The organism is Cupriavidus nantongensis (assembly GCF_041726985.1).
In the GTDB taxonomy this organism is placed as follows: Bacteria; Pseudomonadota; Gammaproteobacteria; order Burkholderiales; family Burkholderiaceae; genus Cupriavidus; species Cupriavidus nantongensis_A.
Genome location: NZ_CP168303.1, coordinates 49,460 through 64,621, shown reverse-complemented (window position 1 = coordinate 64,621; position 15,162 = coordinate 49,460). Strand labels below are relative to the sequence as shown.

The following is a 15,162-nucleotide window of genomic DNA, read 5'->3' as shown; positions in this document are numbered from 1 at the left end:
ACATCAGGCCGCCTGCGCGCGCGCCGCGGTGGCGGGTGCGGCCGCGCGCTGGCCAAGCCACACGCTGCCCAGCACCAGCAGCGCGCCGGCCGCCTGCACCGCGGTCAGTGCCTGCCCCAGCACCAGGAAGCCGAGCACCGTGGCGCTGACCGGACTGAGCAGGCCCAGCGCCGCCACCGCCGACGACGGCATGCGCCCCACCCCGCGGAACCACAGCACGTAGCTGAAGCCGGCGCCGACTATGCTGAGCCAGGCGTAGCCAAGCCAGTTGGCCAGCGTGAAATGCCCAGGCAGCGGTTCCAGCACCAGCGCGAACGGCAGCAGGAACAGCCCGCCCGCGCACAACTGCCATGCGGTCAGCACCAGCGGCGAGACCGGCGGCTGCCAGTGGCGCGTCAGCACCGTACCCACTGCCATCGACACCGCCCCCGCGGCCGCCGCCGCCACGCCGACGGCATCCAGCCTGGCGGCCGGCCCGAGCACCAGCAACGCCACGCCCAGCAAACCGCCCGCGCCGGCCATCCAGGCGGCTGGACGCGGTCGCGCGCCCAGCCAGGCCCATGCCAGCACCACCACGATCAGCGGCTGGATCGCGCCGACCGTGGCCGCCACGCCGCCCGGCAGGCGGTAGGCGGCGATGAACAGCATCGCCTGGAAGAAGCCGATATTGAGTACGCCAAGCACCGCCGCGCGCCACCACCAGCCGCCCTGCGGCAACTGCCTGCCGAAGGCCAGCAGCGCCAGACCGGCCGGCAGCGCGCGAATCACGCCGGACAGCAAGGGCTGCCCCGGCGGCAGCCACTGGCTGGTGACGAGATAGGTGCTGCCCCAGATCGCGGGGGCCAGGCCGGTCAGCAGGATGTCCCTCAGGCCCGGGCCGGATGCCGCGCCGGCGGAAACTCGGTTCGCCTTCATATCGATATTCTTGATGTCAAGATAAATCACTTTACGAAGGGGATTGGTTGATGTCAAGATACTTCGGTCCACCTCGCATCTGCCTGCACTGCCCCAATGACTTCTCGCCGCAAACCCGAAGACGCGCCCGACCATGTCGACGGCATCCTTGCCCAATGGGCGCGCGAACGCCCGGATCTCGATGCCTCGCCGATGGGCATCCTGGGGCGGCTGGGCCGGCTGAACCGCCATACCGGCCGCGCCATCGAAGCCGCGCTGGGCGCAACCGGGCTGCAGCCGTGGGAGTTCGATGTGCTGGCGACGCTGCGGCGTGCCGGGCCGCCCTATGCGCTGTCGCCGGGCGCGCTGATCGGCTCGCTGATGATCACCTCGGGCACCATGACCAACCGGCTCGATCACCTGGAGCGGGCCGGGCTGGTGCGGCGCGAACCCAATCCGGATGACCGACGCGGCCTGCTGGTGGCGCTGACCGACGCCGGCCGCGAGCGCGTCGACCACGCGGTGGAGCTGCACGTGGCCAACGAGCACCGCCTGCTGGAAGGGCTGACCGCGACGGAGCGCGCGCAGCTGGCCGCGCTGCTGCGCCGCTGGCTGCGCATGTTCGAGCCGCCATCGGGCGATGGCGGCGAAGGCAAGTCAGGCGACTGAATCAAGCAACTGAATCGTCGACTGAGCCGCGCTTCAGGCGCGCTGCGGCTCCTCGCGCAGGTCCGGCAGGAACACCGTCAGCAGCCCCAGCAGCGGCAGGTAGGCGCAGTACTCGTACACCGCGCGGATGCCGTGTGTGTCGGCCATGCCGCCCAGCACCGCGGCGCCGATGCCGCCCATGCCGAAGGCAAAGCCGAAGAACAGGCCCGACACCATGCCGACCTTGCCGGGGATCAGCTCCTGCGCGAACACCAGGATCGCCGAGAACGCCGAGGCCAGGATAAAGCCGATGATGAAAGTCAGCACCGTGGTCCAGAACAGACCCACGTGCGGCAGCATCAGCGTGAACGGCGCCACGCCCAGGATCGAGGCCCAGATCACGCGCTTGCGGCCGATCCGGTCGCCGATCGGGCCGCCCAGGATGGTGCCGGCGGCGACCGCGAACAGGAACAGGAACAGGTGCAGCTGCGCGTCCTGGCGCGCCAGCGCAAAGCGCTCCATCAGGTAGAAGGTGTAGTACGAGGTCAGGCTGGCCATGTAGAAGTACTTGGAGAACACCAGCACCATCAGCACCACCATGGCCCGCACCACCACGCGCGTCGCCACCGGTCTGGCCGTGGCGCCGGCCGCCTTGCGCTTGCGCGCGCCCTGCGCCAGCTGGCGTGCGTACCAGCCGCCGATGCGCCACAGCACCACGATGCCCACCAGCGCCGCCAGCGAGAACCACGCCAGGCTGGCCTGCTGGTGCACGATCAGCGCCGCCAGCAGCGGACCCATGGCACTGCCGCCATTGCCGCCCACCTGGAAGATCGACTGCGCCAGCCCGTGCTGCCCGCCCGACGCCATGCGCGCCACGCGCGACGACTCCGGATGGAAGATCGACGAACCGGTGCCGACCAGCGCCGCGGCCACCAGCAGCACGCCGTAGCTGGGCGCCACCGACAGCAGCAGCAGGCCGGCCAGCGTAAAGGCCATCGCCAGCGCCAGCGAATGCGGCTTGGGATGCTTGTCGGTGTACAGCCCCACCACCGGCTGCAGCAGCGACGCGGTGACCTGGTAGGTCATGGTCAGCAGTCCGATCTGGGTGAAGCTGAGGTTGAAGCCGCCCTTCAGCATCGGATAGATCGCCAGGATCAACGACTGGATCATGTCATTGAGGAAGTGGGCGAAGCTGATCGCGGACAGCACGCGGAAACCGGTGCGTTCCGCCTGTGGGGACGGGGCAAGCGAGGGGGTCGCGGGGGCTGCGCCAGCCGGCGCGGAGTCGATGGTTGTGCTCATTGGCGGCTCTCGACAAACGGGAAGCGGCCAGCGGGGGCGCCGGCCGGGAAGGATCTGAGCACCGATGCTAGCTGGCGGGCCAGCGCCTGTCCTGCGAGAATAGGTCCGCAACCTTGGAGAAAAGGACATGGCGCGCGCCCCCCGCCCGCATCTTGCCGCCGCCGCGGCCCCCGCCCGCCGCCGCTCGCGGCAGCCGCTGCCCGACCCCACCCCCGAAACGCTGGCGCTGGGCGACACCTACGCCGATCCGCCGCCCTACTTCCGCTTCGACCGCAGCCCGCTGCCGGTCACCGCGATGGCGGCCGACTACCTGCCCGGCCACGTGACCCAGCCGCACCAGCACCCGCATGCGCAACTGATCCATGCAGTGCATGGGGTGATGGTGGTGGCCACCGCCGAAGGCCAGTGGATCGTGCCGCCGACGCGCGGCATGTGGATGCCGGGCGGCACCACGCACTGGATCCGCATGGTGGGACGCGTGCAGATGCGCACCGCCTATATCCGCCCCGATGCCGCGCCCGACCTGCCGCAGCGCTGCACCGTGCTGGGCATCTCGCCGCTGCTGCGCGAGCTGATCCTGGCCGCAGTGGAGATCGCGCTGCCCTATGCACCCGACACACGTGACGCACGGCTAATGCGGCTGCTGCTCGATGAAGTGATGCTGGTGCCGTCGCTGCCGCTGCACCTGCCGCGTCCGGCCGATGCCGGCCTGCGCCAGATCTGCGACACCATTGCCGGCGCGCCCGACACCGCGCTGACACTGGCCGACTGGGGCGCGCGGCTGGGGCTGGACCCCAAGACCATCCAGCGCCGCTTTGCGCGCGAAACCGGCATGACCTTCGGCCAATGGCGCCAGCAGGCGCGCCTGCTGGCCGCGCTGGAAAAGCTGGCGGCCGGCAGCAAGGTGGTGGATGTGGCGCTGGACCTGGGCTACGACAGCCCGAGCGCGTTCGCGACCATGTTCCGGCGGCAGTTCGGCGTGCCGCCGAGCGCGTTCTTCCGCTAAGGCCCTGGCGCGCGGAACCCGTGCTCAGTTGCCCAGGTAGCGCTCCACCAGCCGCGTCCAGTAGGCGGCGCCGACGGTCAGGTTGTCGTCGTTGAAGTCATAGCCGGCGTTGTGCAGCAGCGGCTGGTTGGCGCCGTTACCCAGCCGCACGAAGCAGCCGGGGCGCTCTTGCAGGAAGTAGGCAAAGTCCTCGCTGCCGGCGATGCGCGCGGCCTGGTCCACCACCTTGCCGCCGCCGACCAGTTCCTCGGCCACCTGGCGTGCGAACTCGGTCTCGCGCTCGCTGTTGACCAGCACCGGGTAGCCGCGCACGTAGTCGATCTCGGCCACAGCGCCGTAGCCTTCGGCGTGCGACGTGGCGAGCTGGCGGATGCGCTGCTCCAGCGCGGCGCGCACGTCAGGGCTGAACGAGCGCACGCTGAGCTCCATGCGGGCGCTGTCCGGAATCACGTTGGGCGCGTGGCCGGCGTGCAGCGTGCCGATCGTCACCACCGCAGTTTCGTTCGGATCGACATAGCGCGACACCACCGACTGCAGCGCCATCACCAGGCTGCCCGCCACCAGGATCGGGTCGACCGACTGGTGCGGCCGCGCGGCGTGGCCGCCCTTGCCGCGGATGGTGATGGTGACGGTATCGCAGGCCGCCATGAACGGCCCCGAGCGGAACAGGAACGTGCCCTGCTCCACGCCCGGATGGTTATGCAGCCCGAAGATGGCATCGCACGGAAAGCGCTCGAACAGGCCATCGGCCAGCATGCGCTCGGCGCCGCCGCCAGCGCCGATTTCCTCGGCCGGCTGGAAGATCAGGTGCACGGTGCCGTTGAAATTGCGCGTGCGCGCCAGTTGCCGCGCCGCGCCGAGCAGGATCGCGGTGTGGCCATCGTGGCCGCAGGCATGCATGCGGCCCGCGTTGACGCTGGCGTACGGCAGCGCGGTGCGCTCATGGATCGGCAGCGCGTCCATGTCGGCGCGGATGCCCACGCTGTGGCCGCTCTCGCCACAGCGCAGCGTACCGACCACGCCGGTGCCGCCCATGCCGCGCGTGACGGTGTAGCCCCAGCCTTCGAGCAAGGTCGCGACCAGGCCGGCGGTGCGGACCTCTTCGAAGGCCAGTTCCGGATGCTGGTGGATATTGCGCCGGATCGCTTCGAGTTCGGCGCGGCTGTCGAGGGTATCGGCCAGCGCGCAGTAGCGGTGCTTCAGCGGCGACTTCAGCGATGAGGCGGGGGACTGGAGGGTGGTGCCGAGATAAGACTCGATTTCGGGGGCGTGCTCGGACATGGCGTTTTGCTCTCTGGCGAAACCTGTATAACCAGTATTTCACGCAGATAACGCGAGCGAAACGCCAGGCCCCGGATTTCCTGTAAAACCATGTAATCCGGCCACTTTCCGCGCCAGAACTGTTGCCCTAATCGTACGCTTTGTGTGGAAACCCAACGCTTTGTATAAAAGCGTATCGATGGGGAACCCTTTAAGCGGCTGTGATCAGCGTTCGCCGTACGCCACTACCCGCTGCACTTGCTCGCCCAGTCCGTCCACGCCCAACCGCATGGAGTCGCCGGCTTTGAGGAAGCGCGGCGGCTTGCATCCCATGCCGACGCCGGGCGGCGTGCCGGTCGCGATCAGGTCCCCTGGCAGCAGTGTCATGAAGCGGCTGATATAGCTGACCAGCGTGGCCACGTCGAACACCATGGTCGCGGTGGTGCCCTGCTGCACGCGCTCGTCGTTGACCTCCAGCCACAGCCCCAGCGCCTGCGGGTCCGCCACTTCGTCGCGCGTCACCAGCCACGGGCCGGCCGGGCAAAACGTATCGCAGCCCTTGCCCTTGTCCCACGTGCCGCCGCGCTCGATCTGGAACTCGCGCTCCGAGACATCGTTGACTACGCAGTAGCCGGCCACGTGCTCCAGCGCCTGCTCGCGCGAGACGTTGCGCGCAGTGGTGCCGATGACCACGCCCAGCTCCACTTCCCAGTCGGTCTTGTGCGAGCCGAACGGCAGCATCACCGCGTCGTTGGGACCATTGAGCGAGCTGTTGGCCTTCAGGAACACGATCGGCTCGGCCGGCAGCGGCATGCCGGCTTCGGCGGCATGGTCGGCATAGTTCAGGCCAATCGCGACGATCTTGCCGATACCGGTCCAGGGCACGCCAAACCGCGCGCCTTCGATGACGGGCAGGGTCTGCGGGTCGACCTGCGCCAGCGCTTGCAGCGCAGCCGGCGCCAGTTGCGCCGCATCGACATCGTTGATCACGGCGGACAGGTCGCGCACGCGGCCTGCCGCATCGATCATGCCGGGGCGCTCGGCGCCGGGATTGCCTACTCGAACCAGTTTCATCGTCTTCGTTGGGTAGTGAGTTCTTGAAGGGTGTTCAGGCGGATTGCTTGAGCGCGCCGCTGCGCGCATTGCCCTCGGCCAGCGTTTGCGCCACCACGGTCAGCACTTCCCGGGCGGTGTTCTCGGAATGGCTGCGCAGCACCTGGGCCAGCCGGGGCCGGCCGGGTTCGCGCAGCGCGGCCATGATGGCCTCGTGTTCCTCGTGCGACTCCTGCCAGCGCAGGGTATCGGCGTTGGCGGCGCCGCGCGCGCGGTGCACCTTGCTCATCAACGCGGCGTAGACGCTGGCCAGCACCGGGTTGGCGGCGCCGTCGATGATGAGCTGGTGGATTTCCTGGTTGATGCGGAAATAGTCGGTGCGCCGGCCGGCGGCATGGGCATCGATCATGGCCTGGTGGCGCCGCTCCAGCTTGGCCATCGCCGCCGCGCCCAGCCGCTGTGCCGCCAGTTCGCCCGCGAGCGCCTCCAGCCCGTGCAGGGTTTCGAAGGTGGCGCGCAGTTCTTCCAGGTCCAGCGGTGCCACCCGGTAGCCGATGTATTGCCGGTGCAGCACCAGCCCCTCGGACACCAGCACCTTAAGCGCCTCGCGCAGCGGCGTCTTGGACACATCGAAGGTCTCGCAGAAGGCCCGTTCATCGATGCGCGCGCCGGGCGGCAGTTCGCCCTCTTCGATCATGGTGCGCAGCCGCGCCGCGATTTCGGCCGACATGCCAAGCGTGCGCAGACGCGCGGAGGGGGAAAGCGTTTGTGTCACAGACGTCACCAAAATGGGGAAATGCACCACAGCAAGGCTACCACACCCCTAAATTGTGCATTCGCAACATCGTAAAATCAATGACTTACACGCGTTGTAATTACAGATTACGTATCCTATACTCCGGCCTGTTGCGCGACACCCATTAGAACTGCCTCAACCAAAGGACGAAAACAGGAGACGCCGTCATGCAGACGACAACGCGGGCAACAGCGATGACCGAGGCCAGGACCTCGGTGCGCTGGAAGATTTTCTTGATGATGCTGTTCCTTATCGCGATCAACTACATCGATCGCGCCTCGCTGTCGGTGGCCATGCCGCTGATCGCCAAGGAGTTCGACCTCAGCCCCGCCATGCAGGGCCTGATCCTCAGCTCCTTCTTCTGGACCTATGCGCTGATGCAGGTGCCGGGCGGCATGCTGGCCGACAAGTACAAGCCGCGCATCGTGATCGCATGCGCCACCGTGTTCTGGGGCATTGCCCAGGCCGTAGCGGCCTTCACCACCAACGCCACCTCGCTGCTGCTGACGCGGCTGGGCCTGGGCGCGGCCGAGGCGCCGATCTACCCGGCCGGCGGCAAGCTCAACGCAATCTGGATGACGCAGAACGAGCGCGGCCGCGGCGCCACGCTGCTGGACGGCGGCGCCCCGCTGGGCGCGGCCCTGGGCGCGATCATCATCACCTGGCTGATCGCCTCGCTGGGTTCGTGGCGCCTGGCCTTTATCGTCGCCGGCGTCGGCACGGTGCTGGCCGGCGTGCTGGCCTGGTACTACGTGCGCAACTCCCCGCGCGAGCACCGCGGTGTCAACGAACTGGAAGCGCGCTATATCGAAGAAGCGCTGGCCAATGAACACCGCGCCGAGCCGGCCAACCTGTCGGGCCGCTCGCTCGACTTCTTCAAGTACCGCTCGGTGTGGTGCATGGCGATCGGCTGGATGTGCTTCAACACCGTGTTCTACGGCCTGCTGACCTGGATGCCCAACTACCTGAACAAGGTGCACGGCTTCGATATCAAGCAGATGGGCGGCGCCAGCTTCATCATCTTCTTCAGCGGCTTCGTGGGCGAACTGATCGGCGGCTGGATCGCCGACAAATGGAAGGAAGCCGGCGGCCGGCCCAACGTGGTGATGCGTACGCTGTTCGGCATCGCCGCGGTGGTGGCGACGGCGTCGATCTTCTCGGTGGCGTATGTCACCGACCCGGTGGTGGTGGTCGTGCTGCTGTCTTCCACGCTGTTCTTCCTGCGCTGGTGCGGCCTGTTCTGGTGCGTGCCGTCGATGCTGGGCACGCGCAACAAGGTCGGCTTCCTGGGCGGCGTGATGAACCTGGGCGGCAATATCGGCGGTATCTCGGTGCCGATCATCGTCGGCATGATCGTGCAGTTCACCGGCTCGTACTTCCTGGCGCTGATGTTCTTCGCGGCGGCCGGCGTGGGCTTGCTGCTGGCTTCCACCGCGATCGACTACGAGACTAAGATCCCCGTCTGAAGACCCGTCGGATCACCGAGTTCCGCAAGACCAAGAACCCCGCGCAAGGCGCCGGCAACGTCCCGGCGCCCGCACTCACTCCTGAGACCGAACCACAATGACCAAGCAAATCCGACTCGGCATGCTGACGCCGTCTTCCAACACCGCGCTCGAACCGATCACCAGCGCGATGGTGGCCGGCCTGCCCAATGTCAGCGCGCATTTCTCGCGCTTCACCGTCACCGAGATCTCGCTGCGCGACCAGGCCCTGGGCCAGTTCAATCTCGACAAGATCCTGGCCGCGGCCAGCCTGCTGGCCGACGCGCGCGTCGATGTCATCGCCTGGAACGGCACCTCGTCCGGCTGGCTCGGCTTCGACAAGGACGAAGCGCTGTGCAAGCAGATTACCGAAGCCACCGGCATCCCGGCCACCACCTCGGTGCTGGCACTGAACGAAATCCTGGACAAGACCGGCGCGCGCAACTTCGGGCTGGCCACGCCGTATCTGGACGACGTGCAGCAGCGCATCATCGCCAACTATGAGCGCAGCGGCTTCCATTGCGTGGCCGAAAGCCACCTGGACCTGCACGTGAACTACAGCTTCGCCGAGGTCGAGGAAGACACCATACGCGAGATGGTGCGCGGGCTGGCGCAGCACCAGCCGCAGGCCATCACCACGTTCTGCACCAACCTGCGCGCCGCGCACCTGGCCGAAGAACTGGAAGCGGAAACCGGCATCCCGCTGTACGACACCATCTCCACGGTGGTGTGGAAATCGCTGCGCCTGTGCGGCGTCGATACGCGCGAACTGCGCGGCTGGGGCCGGCTGTTCCGCGAAGTCGAGTAAGCCGCGAGCCGATAAGGCTGTGCAGATTTGCAATGCGCGTCCGCAAGGACGCGCATTGCTGCATTCAGGGCCCCGATCCTAGACTGCCTGCACGGCCGCCGCATGGCGTGGCGGCCAGGCAACCACCACAGGATCGCGATGAAGCTCTACTACACTCCCGGCGTCTGCTCGATGGCCGTCCATATCGCCCTGCGCGAAGCCGGCCTGCCGGTCACGCTGGCCAGGGTCGACCTGCACACCCACAAGCTGGCCGTGCCCGAGGACGGCACCGACGACTACTACACCATCAACCCGCGCGGCTACGTGCCGCTGCTGCAGCTGGACGACGGCTCGCGTCATACCGAAGTGGCGTCGCTGCTGCAATACATCGCTGACCTCGTTCCCGAACGCAAGCTGCTGCCTGCCGCCGGCACGCGCGAGCGCCTCGAAGCCACCGGCTGGATCACGCTGGTATCGACCGAATTGCACAAGGTCTTCAGCCCGTGGCTGTGGCACAAGGAGACCGCGCAAAGCACGCAGGACGAGTGCAGGGCAAAGCTGCAGCGCCGCTTCGCCGAACTCGACCGGCACCTGCAAACCCGCCAGTTCCTGACCGGCGACACCTTCACGGTGGCCGATGCGTACTGCTTCACCATCGTCGGCTGGGCCCGCATCCTAAAGCTGCCGCTGAACGACTACCCGGCGCTGCAGCAATACCTGTCGCGCGTGGGCGCGCGCCCTGCGGTCCAGGAGGCAATGCGGGCCGAAGGGCTGGTGCGCGACTGAGCGCAGCCGCGCGAAGGATCGCTGCTCAGCGCGGCGCGGCGAGCAACGATTCGATCTTCGCCACCAGCTCCTTGTCGTCCGGCGTGGTGCGGCTGCCGTAGGCGGCCACCACCTTGCCGTCGCGGCCGATCAGGTACTTGTAGAAATTCCATTTCGGCGTGGTGCCAGTCTGCTTCGCCAGCAGCGCGTACATCGGGTTGGCCTCGCTGCCGCGCACATGCGATTTGCCCAGCATCGGGAACTTGACGCCGTAGGTGTTGTAGCAGAAGTCCGCGATCTCTTTCTGCGAGCCCGGCTCCTGCGAGAAATCGTTGGACGGGAAGCCCAGCACCACCAGCCCGCGCGCGTTGTACCTGGCGTACAGTGCCTCGAGCCCCTCGTACTGCGGCGTGAAACCGCAATAGCTGGCGGTATTGACCACCAGCACCACCTTGCCCGCGTACTGGCACAGGTTCTGCGGCGCATCGTCCTGCAGGCGGGGGAAGGTGAAGTTGAGCGATGCCGGGCATGTGCCTGCAGCGGCAGGGACGACGGCCGGCTTGTCGGCCGCGCGCAGCGGTGCTGGCAACAGTGCCGCGCTGGCGGCTGCCAGGGTCAGGGCGGCAGCCAGGGGAACGGACAGGCGGAAAGGCAGGGGGCGACGGCTCATGGCGACGGGGCTCCGGTGGTCGGCTCGCTGGTTCGGGTACGCGTTAGTTTACGCCGATGGCGGCCAGCCGGATGCGTCCCGCGTCAGTCCATCGCCAGCGTGGCGGCGTGCTCGGTGACGCTGCTGCGCAGCTCGACGTCCGGCATGCGGCGCACGATCAGCAGCGCCAGTACCGCCGCCGCCGCGCCCACCGCGAAGATCAGGTGAAAGCCGGACTCCACGCCACCGGCCAGCACCGCGCGCACCGACGGCGACAGCTGCGCGAAGGCCTCGCTGCCATGGCGCAGCGCGCCCAGGTCCAGCGCCTGCGTCACCCCGGAAGCCGCCAGCGCCTGGCGGAACTCCAGCGTCAACAGCGTGCCGGCCAGCGCGCCGCCGAGCGCGCTGCCGAGCGAGCGCAGCACCAGCAGCGCACCGGTGCCGGCGCCCGTATCGCGGCGCTCCAGCGCGTTCTGCACGCTCATCAGCGTCGCCACCATGGTGATGCCCAGGCCCACGCCGGCCAGCGACATCGCCGCCAGCACCACGGCCAGCGGCACCGCCGGGGTCACCAGCGCCAGCACAATCAGGCCCAGCGCGCCGGCGATATAGCCCGCGGTCAGGATGCCGCGCATGCGGCCCACGCGCGGCGCCAGCCACGCCACGATAAAGTTGCCCGCCACCGTTGCCAGCAGGAACGGCATCACCAGCAGGCCGGAGGTCGACGCATCGGCGCCGCGCACCAGCTGGAAGTGCAGGGGCAGGGCGAAGATGCACAGGAAGATGTCGAGCGCGGCCAGCGCCGACGCGGCCACGCCCAGCACATAGGCGCGGTTGGCGAACAGCCGCGGCGGCAGCATCGGATCCGCCGCGCGGCGCTCCTGCCAGGTCAGCAGCAGCACGGCAGCGACGGCGGCCAGCAGCAGGGCGCCCAGTTCGGGCGAGAGCCAGTCATAGACATCGCCGCCCCAGCTCATCGCCAGCAGGAACGCGACGATGGCCACCGCCAGCAGCAGCGCGCCCAGCCAGTCCACGCGCGCACGCCCGCCGCGCGCGGGCAGCATGGCGAGGCCACGGTAGCACATGAACATCGCCAGCAGCCCCAGCGGCACGTTGACCCAGAACAGCCAGCGCCACGACATGTGGTCCGAGACCCAGCCGCCCACCAGCGGCCCGGCGATCGACGCCACGGCCCATACCGTGGCCAGGTAGCCCTGGTAGCGCCCGCGCTGGCGCGGCGCCACCACATCGGCGATCGCGGCCTGCGCCAGCGACATCAGCCCGCCGCCGCCCACGCCCTGCAGCGCGCGGAACAGGATCAGCTGTCCCAGCGTCTGCGCCAGCGCGCACGCCACCGAGGCGCCGATAAACAGCATGATCGCCACCATCAGCAGGCGCCGCCGCCCGAAGCTGTCGGACAGCTTGCCGTAAAGCGGCGTGGTCACCGTCGACACGATCAGGTAGGCCGTGACGATCCACGACAGGTGGCCGAAGCCGTTCAGGTCATTGGCGATCGCCGGCACCGCCGGGATCACCACGGTCTGGTCGAGCGCGGCCAGCAGGATGCACAGCACGATGCCGCCGATCACGCGCATCACCGCGCGGTGGTCATGGGCGGGCAGGGCGGAGGCAGGCGTGGACGAAACAGCGGACGCGGCAGAACCGGCGGAGGCGGGCGAAGACATGGGCAAGCACAAGGCCGCACGATGTGCGGCAAAAGCAACGTCAAAGCAGGGAATATCGGCCGGGAACCGCGCGAGGGAGGCGTGATGCCGGGGCGGGTGGCCTAATTCAGCGAACGCATAATTATATGCGGCCCGCGACTATCGTGCTTGCGGTCGTGCTTGGTCGTGCCTGGGGCGCGATCGGGCCGGGTCGACCAGCCCTCGCGCGCCGGCTGCTGCCTTCTCCGTCGGGCCGAGGGAAGGCAGCAACCATCAAACCCTAGTGGCCGCCGCCAGTGATGTAATGCTCCAGCTGCTCGATGATGAACTGCTGTTCGGAGATGATGTCCTTGACCAGGTCGCCGATCGACAGCATGCCGATGAGCTCGTCGCCCTGCATCACCGGCAGGTGGCGCAGCCGGTGACGGGTCATCAGCGCCATGCATTCGTCGGTGGTCTGGTTGGCGCTGACGTAGATCACCGCGGTGGTCATGATGTCGCGCACCAGCGTCTCGCGCGAAGTGCGCTGCATCAGGATCACCTTGCGCGCGTAGTCGCGCTCGCTGAGGATGCCCTTGATCTCGCCATGCTCGATGACCAGCAGCGCGCCGATGCCTTTCTCGGCCATCAGCTGCAGCGCGGCGTAGACGGACGCCGTGGGCGGAATGCTGTAGATGGCCTGACTCGGCTTGGACTCCAGAACCTGGCGTGCGGTTTTCATCACCAACTCCTTTTCCGTCGACAATGCAGATACGGCTGGCGGTGCCACCTGGGGCGCCAATGCAATCAGAGTAGCAAAGTAACGCGCCGCCTTACAGGGTGACTTACGCGAATCTTTGTAAGCAAGGTTGTGATGCGCAGATGGCAGCGCGGGCGTTAGGGGTGCCGGCCTGCCCTATTTTCGGCCAGCGCCGCCAGGCATAGCGCCTGCATTTCGGACACCCATTGGTCCGGCGCCAACGCCGCATCCCGCAGCAGGAGCCGGTAGCGGCGCGCGCCCCAGACCGCCAGCACGAGAGCCTGTACCCGCTCGGGATCCGGCTTCGCAGGCAAGTCGTGGCAGGCGTCCAGCGCCCGCTGCCAGGCGTCGCAAAATTCCTCGAATACGCGCCGGTGGTGCTTGGGCTCGGCGATGCGCGGCTCCAGCGCGACGATGTCGGCATCGAACACGATGCCCGTCGCCGCGTCATCGGCGCCGCAGGCAATGGCTACCAGCCGCCGCACCCGGGTGCGCCAGTCGGCATCGGTGCGCTGCGTGACCTCGCTGTCGATGCGCGACACCATGGTCTCGACGGTGTGGCGCACATAGCCCGACGCCAGTGCTTCCTTGCTGGGGAAGTACTCGTACAGGGTACCGACCGAGAAACCCGCCTCCAGTGCCACCGCGCGCGTGGTCACGCCATCCCAACCGTGGCGGCGCCAGATCCGAACAAAAGCGTCGTAGATGGCGTTGACGGTGAAGTGCGCGCGCTGCTGCGAAGGGCGCTTGAGCGGCTTGCTGCGCGGGGATGCGGGCCGTTTCGGGCCGCTGGCCGCGGGCGCCTCGTTTCCGAACCCGGCGGCGGCGGGGCGGCGATAGATTCTTGGCATCGGCCTCACGGAAGTCATGGCGTGTCTTGCACGCCGGACGGCGCGGCCGCGAACCAGGAGAAACCATGGCAGCAACCGAACCCACCCTTGCCGTCACGCGGCTGTTCAGCCGCAAGGATGCCCTAAACGAAAGCCGTCTGGAAGCCGCCCGGGAGCCCGCCCGCGCCGCGCCCGGCGAAGTACTGCTGCGCCTGGACCGCTTCGCGCTGACCACCAACAACATTACCTACGCCGCCTTTGGCGAGGCCATGCAGTACTGGGACTTCTTTCCCACCGGCCAGCCGCAGTGGGGCCAGATGCCGGTATGGGGCTTCGCCGACGTGGTCGACTCCGGCGTCGACGGCATCGCGGCGGGCGAGCGCTTCTACGGCTACTTCCCCATCGCCAGCCACTTGCGCATGCAACCTGAGCGCGTCACCGCGCGCGGCTTCTACGACGGCGCCGCGCACCGCGCCCGGCTGACCTCGGCCTACAACCAGTACACCCGTGTGCAGAACGACGCTGCCTACGCGCCGGAACTGGAACACCACCAGATGCTGTACCGGCCGCTGTTCATCACCTCGTTCATGCTGGCGGATTTCCTGGAAGACAACCGATTCTTCGGCGCGCGCCGGCTGGTGGTGTCCAGTGCGTCCAGCAAGACCGCCTATGGCACGGCCTTCTGCCTGCGCGACACCAGCGGCATCGCGCTGACCGCACTGACCTCGGTGCGCAACCGCGGCTTTGTCGACGGCCTGGGCTGCTATCACGACACCGTCACCTACGACCAGCTGGCGTCAGTGCCCGCGACCGAGCCCACCCTCTATGTCGATTTCTCCGGCGATGAATCGCTGCGCGCGCGCGTGCATGAACATTTCGGCGGCAGCCTGGTGTACGACTGCTTTGCCGGGTCCGCGCAGAACACCGGCTTCCTGCGCGACCTGCGCCTGCCCGGGCCCAGGCCCGAGTTCTATTTCGCGCCGGTGCAGATCCGCAAGCGCAATGCCGACTGGGGGCCGCAGGAGGTGAACCGGCGCTTCAACGCCGCGCAACGGCGCTTTATCGACCATGCGCGCGACCCGGCCAATGGCTGGCTGACGCTGGTGGAAGAGCGGGGATTCGAAGCCGCGCAGGCTCGGATCGCGCGGCTGGCGACGGGCAGCGGGGCGCCGCAGGAGGGGTATGTGGTGGTAGTCGGTTAAGCGCCGACGTTTCAAACCCCTATCTGCGCGCTCCCTCTCCCGCGTGCGGGAGAGGGTTGGGGAGAGGGCCGGTGCATCAACGA

15 protein-coding genes are annotated in these 15,162 nt (G+C 68.0%); 6 read left to right on the top strand and 9 right to left on the bottom strand.

Going from position 1 to position 15,162, the window contains the following annotated elements; genetic code table 11:
* Positions 1 to 3: 3 nt before the first annotated feature.
* Positions 4 to 915 (bottom strand): EamA family transporter, encoded by a 912-nt coding sequence (locus tag ACEI37_RS11275; RefSeq protein WP_373378963.1) that lies wholly within the window; start codon positions 913 to 915, stop codon positions 4 to 6.
* A 96-nt stretch (positions 916 to 1,011) separates the two neighbouring features.
* Between ACEI37_RS11275 and ACEI37_RS11270 the strand changes: the two genes are divergently transcribed.
* Entirely contained in the window at positions 1,012 to 1,563 is a 552-nt protein-coding gene (locus ACEI37_RS11270) for a MarR family winged helix-turn-helix transcriptional regulator (protein WP_373378962.1), read from the top strand.
* A gap of 33 nt (positions 1,564 to 1,596) precedes the next feature.
* On the opposite strand, the gene ACEI37_RS11265 is transcribed toward ACEI37_RS11270, so the two are convergent.
* Positions 1,597 to 2,844, bottom strand: a complete 1,248-nt coding sequence (locus ACEI37_RS11265) for an MFS transporter (RefSeq protein ID WP_373378961.1) — start codon at positions 2,842 to 2,844, stop codon at positions 1,597 to 1,599.
* Between the two features lie 127 nt (positions 2,845 to 2,971).
* Here ACEI37_RS11265 and ACEI37_RS11260 point away from each other — a divergent pair, with 127 nt between their 5' ends.
* Positions 2,972 to 3,850 (top strand): helix-turn-helix domain-containing protein, encoded by an 879-nt coding sequence (locus ACEI37_RS11260; RefSeq protein ID WP_373378960.1) that lies wholly within the window; start codon positions 2,972 to 2,974, stop codon positions 3,848 to 3,850.
* Positions 3,851 to 3,874: 24 nt separating this feature from the next.
* Here ACEI37_RS11260 and ACEI37_RS11255 read toward each other — a convergent pair whose 3' ends face one another.
* From ACEI37_RS11255 to ACEI37_RS11245, 3 genes are all read right to left on the bottom strand, one after another.
* Positions 3,875 to 5,131, bottom strand: coding sequence for a M20 aminoacylase family protein (locus ACEI37_RS11255; RefSeq protein WP_373378959.1), 1,257 nt, complete (start codon positions 5,129 to 5,131; stop codon positions 3,875 to 3,877).
* Positions 5,132 to 5,335: 204 nt separating this feature from the next.
* Positions 5,336 to 6,184, bottom strand: a complete 849-nt coding sequence (locus ACEI37_RS11250; protein ID WP_373378958.1) for a fumarylacetoacetate hydrolase family protein — start codon at positions 6,182 to 6,184, stop codon at positions 5,336 to 5,338.
* Positions 6,185 to 6,218: 34 nt separating this feature from the next.
* Positions 6,219 to 6,893, bottom strand: a complete 675-nt coding sequence (locus ACEI37_RS11245) for a GntR family transcriptional regulator (protein WP_373378957.1) — start codon at positions 6,891 to 6,893, stop codon at positions 6,219 to 6,221.
* Between the two features lie 233 nt (positions 6,894 to 7,126).
* On the opposite strand from ACEI37_RS11245, the gene ACEI37_RS11240 reads away from it, so the two are divergent.
* From ACEI37_RS11240 to gstA, 3 genes are all read left to right on the top strand, one after another.
* Positions 7,127 to 8,425: an MFS transporter gene (locus tag ACEI37_RS11240; protein WP_373378956.1), complete on the top strand. Its 1,299-nt coding sequence runs from the start codon at positions 7,127 to 7,129 to the stop codon at positions 8,423 to 8,425.
* 97 nt (positions 8,426 to 8,522) lie between these two features.
* Complete coding sequence (locus ACEI37_RS11235; RefSeq protein WP_373378955.1) at positions 8,523 to 9,251, top strand: aspartate/glutamate racemase family protein; 729 nt, start codon at positions 8,523 to 8,525, stop codon at positions 9,249 to 9,251.
* Positions 9,252 to 9,389: 138 nt separating this feature from the next.
* Positions 9,390 to 10,016, top strand: a complete 627-nt coding sequence (gene gstA, locus ACEI37_RS11230) for a glutathione transferase GstA (RefSeq protein WP_373378954.1) — start codon at positions 9,390 to 9,392, stop codon at positions 10,014 to 10,016.
* A gap of 25 nt (positions 10,017 to 10,041) precedes the next feature.
* Here the strand turns inward: gstA and ACEI37_RS11225 are convergent, their stop codons facing one another.
* From ACEI37_RS11225 to ACEI37_RS11210, 4 genes are all read right to left on the bottom strand, one after another.
* A complete protein-coding gene (locus ACEI37_RS11225; protein WP_373378953.1) occupies positions 10,042 to 10,665 on the bottom strand; it encodes a glutathione peroxidase in 624 nt (207 codons plus the stop codon).
* Positions 10,666 to 10,748: 83 nt separating this feature from the next.
* Positions 10,749 to 12,239, bottom strand: coding sequence for an MDR family MFS transporter (locus ACEI37_RS11220; RefSeq protein WP_373380329.1), 1,491 nt, complete (start codon positions 12,237 to 12,239; stop codon positions 10,749 to 10,751).
* A gap of 349 nt (positions 12,240 to 12,588) precedes the next feature.
* Positions 12,589 to 13,029 carry a CBS domain-containing protein gene (locus tag ACEI37_RS11215; RefSeq protein WP_115702922.1) on the bottom strand — a complete coding sequence of 147 codons (441 nt, stop codon included), beginning with the start codon at positions 13,027 to 13,029 and terminating at the stop codon, positions 12,589 to 12,591.
* A 155-nt stretch (positions 13,030 to 13,184) separates the two neighbouring features.
* On the bottom strand, positions 13,185 to 13,898 hold the full coding sequence (locus ACEI37_RS11210; RefSeq protein ID WP_373378952.1) for a TetR/AcrR family transcriptional regulator: 714 nt from the start codon (positions 13,896 to 13,898) through the stop codon (positions 13,185 to 13,187).
* Between the two features lie 65 nt (positions 13,899 to 13,963).
* Here ACEI37_RS11210 and ACEI37_RS11205 point away from each other — a divergent pair, with 65 nt between their 5' ends.
* Positions 13,964 to 15,079, top strand: coding sequence for a DUF2855 family protein (locus ACEI37_RS11205; RefSeq protein WP_373378951.1), 1,116 nt, complete (start codon positions 13,964 to 13,966; stop codon positions 15,077 to 15,079).
* The last annotated feature ends 83 nt before the right edge of the window (positions 15,080 to 15,162 follow it).

Bases quoted from the DNA above. Each gene is read 5' to 3' on its own strand.
- ACEI37_RS11205 (WP_373378951.1), top strand. From the start codon at position 13,964: ATGGCAGCAACCGAACCCACCCTTGCCGTCACGCGGCTGTTCAGCCGC.
- ACEI37_RS11255 (WP_373378959.1), bottom strand. From the start codon at position 5,131: ATGTCCGAGCACGCCCCCGAAATCGAGTCTTATCTCGGCACCACCCTC.
- ACEI37_RS11260 (WP_373378960.1), top strand. From the start codon at position 2,972: ATGGCGCGCGCCCCCCGCCCGCATCTTGCCGCCGCCGCGGCCCCCGCC.
- ACEI37_RS11245 (WP_373378957.1), bottom strand. From the start codon at position 6,893: ATGTCGGCCGAAATCGCGGCGCGGCTGCGCACCATGATCGAAGAGGGC.
- ACEI37_RS11220 (WP_373380329.1), bottom strand. From the start codon at position 12,239: ATGCGCGTGATCGGCGGCATCGTGCTGTGCATCCTGCTGGCCGCGCTC.
- ACEI37_RS11210 (WP_373378952.1), bottom strand. From the start codon at position 13,898: ATGCCAAGAATCTATCGCCGCCCCGCCGCCGCCGGGTTCGGAAACGAG.
- ACEI37_RS11265 (WP_373378961.1), bottom strand. From the start codon at position 2,844: ATGAGCACAACCATCGACTCCGCGCCGGCTGGCGCAGCCCCCGCGACC.
- ACEI37_RS11240 (WP_373378956.1), top strand. From the start codon at position 7,127: ATGCAGACGACAACGCGGGCAACAGCGATGACCGAGGCCAGGACCTCG.
- ACEI37_RS11250 (WP_373378958.1), bottom strand. From the start codon at position 6,184: ATGAAACTGGTTCGAGTAGGCAATCCCGGCGCCGAGCGCCCCGGCATG.
- ACEI37_RS11270 (WP_373378962.1), top strand. From the start codon at position 1,012: ATGACTTCTCGCCGCAAACCCGAAGACGCGCCCGACCATGTCGACGGC.
- ACEI37_RS11215 (WP_115702922.1), bottom strand. From the start codon at position 13,029: ATGAAAACCGCACGCCAGGTTCTGGAGTCCAAGCCGAGTCAGGCCATC.
- ACEI37_RS11235 (WP_373378955.1), top strand. From the start codon at position 8,523: ATGACCAAGCAAATCCGACTCGGCATGCTGACGCCGTCTTCCAACACC.
- ACEI37_RS11225 (WP_373378953.1), bottom strand. From the start codon at position 10,665: ATGAGCCGTCGCCCCCTGCCTTTCCGCCTGTCCGTTCCCCTGGCTGCC.
- gstA (WP_373378954.1), top strand. From the start codon at position 9,390: ATGAAGCTCTACTACACTCCCGGCGTCTGCTCGATGGCCGTCCATATC.
- ACEI37_RS11275 (WP_373378963.1), bottom strand. From the start codon at position 915: ATGAAGGCGAACCGAGTTTCCGCCGGCGCGGCATCCGGCCCGGGCCTG.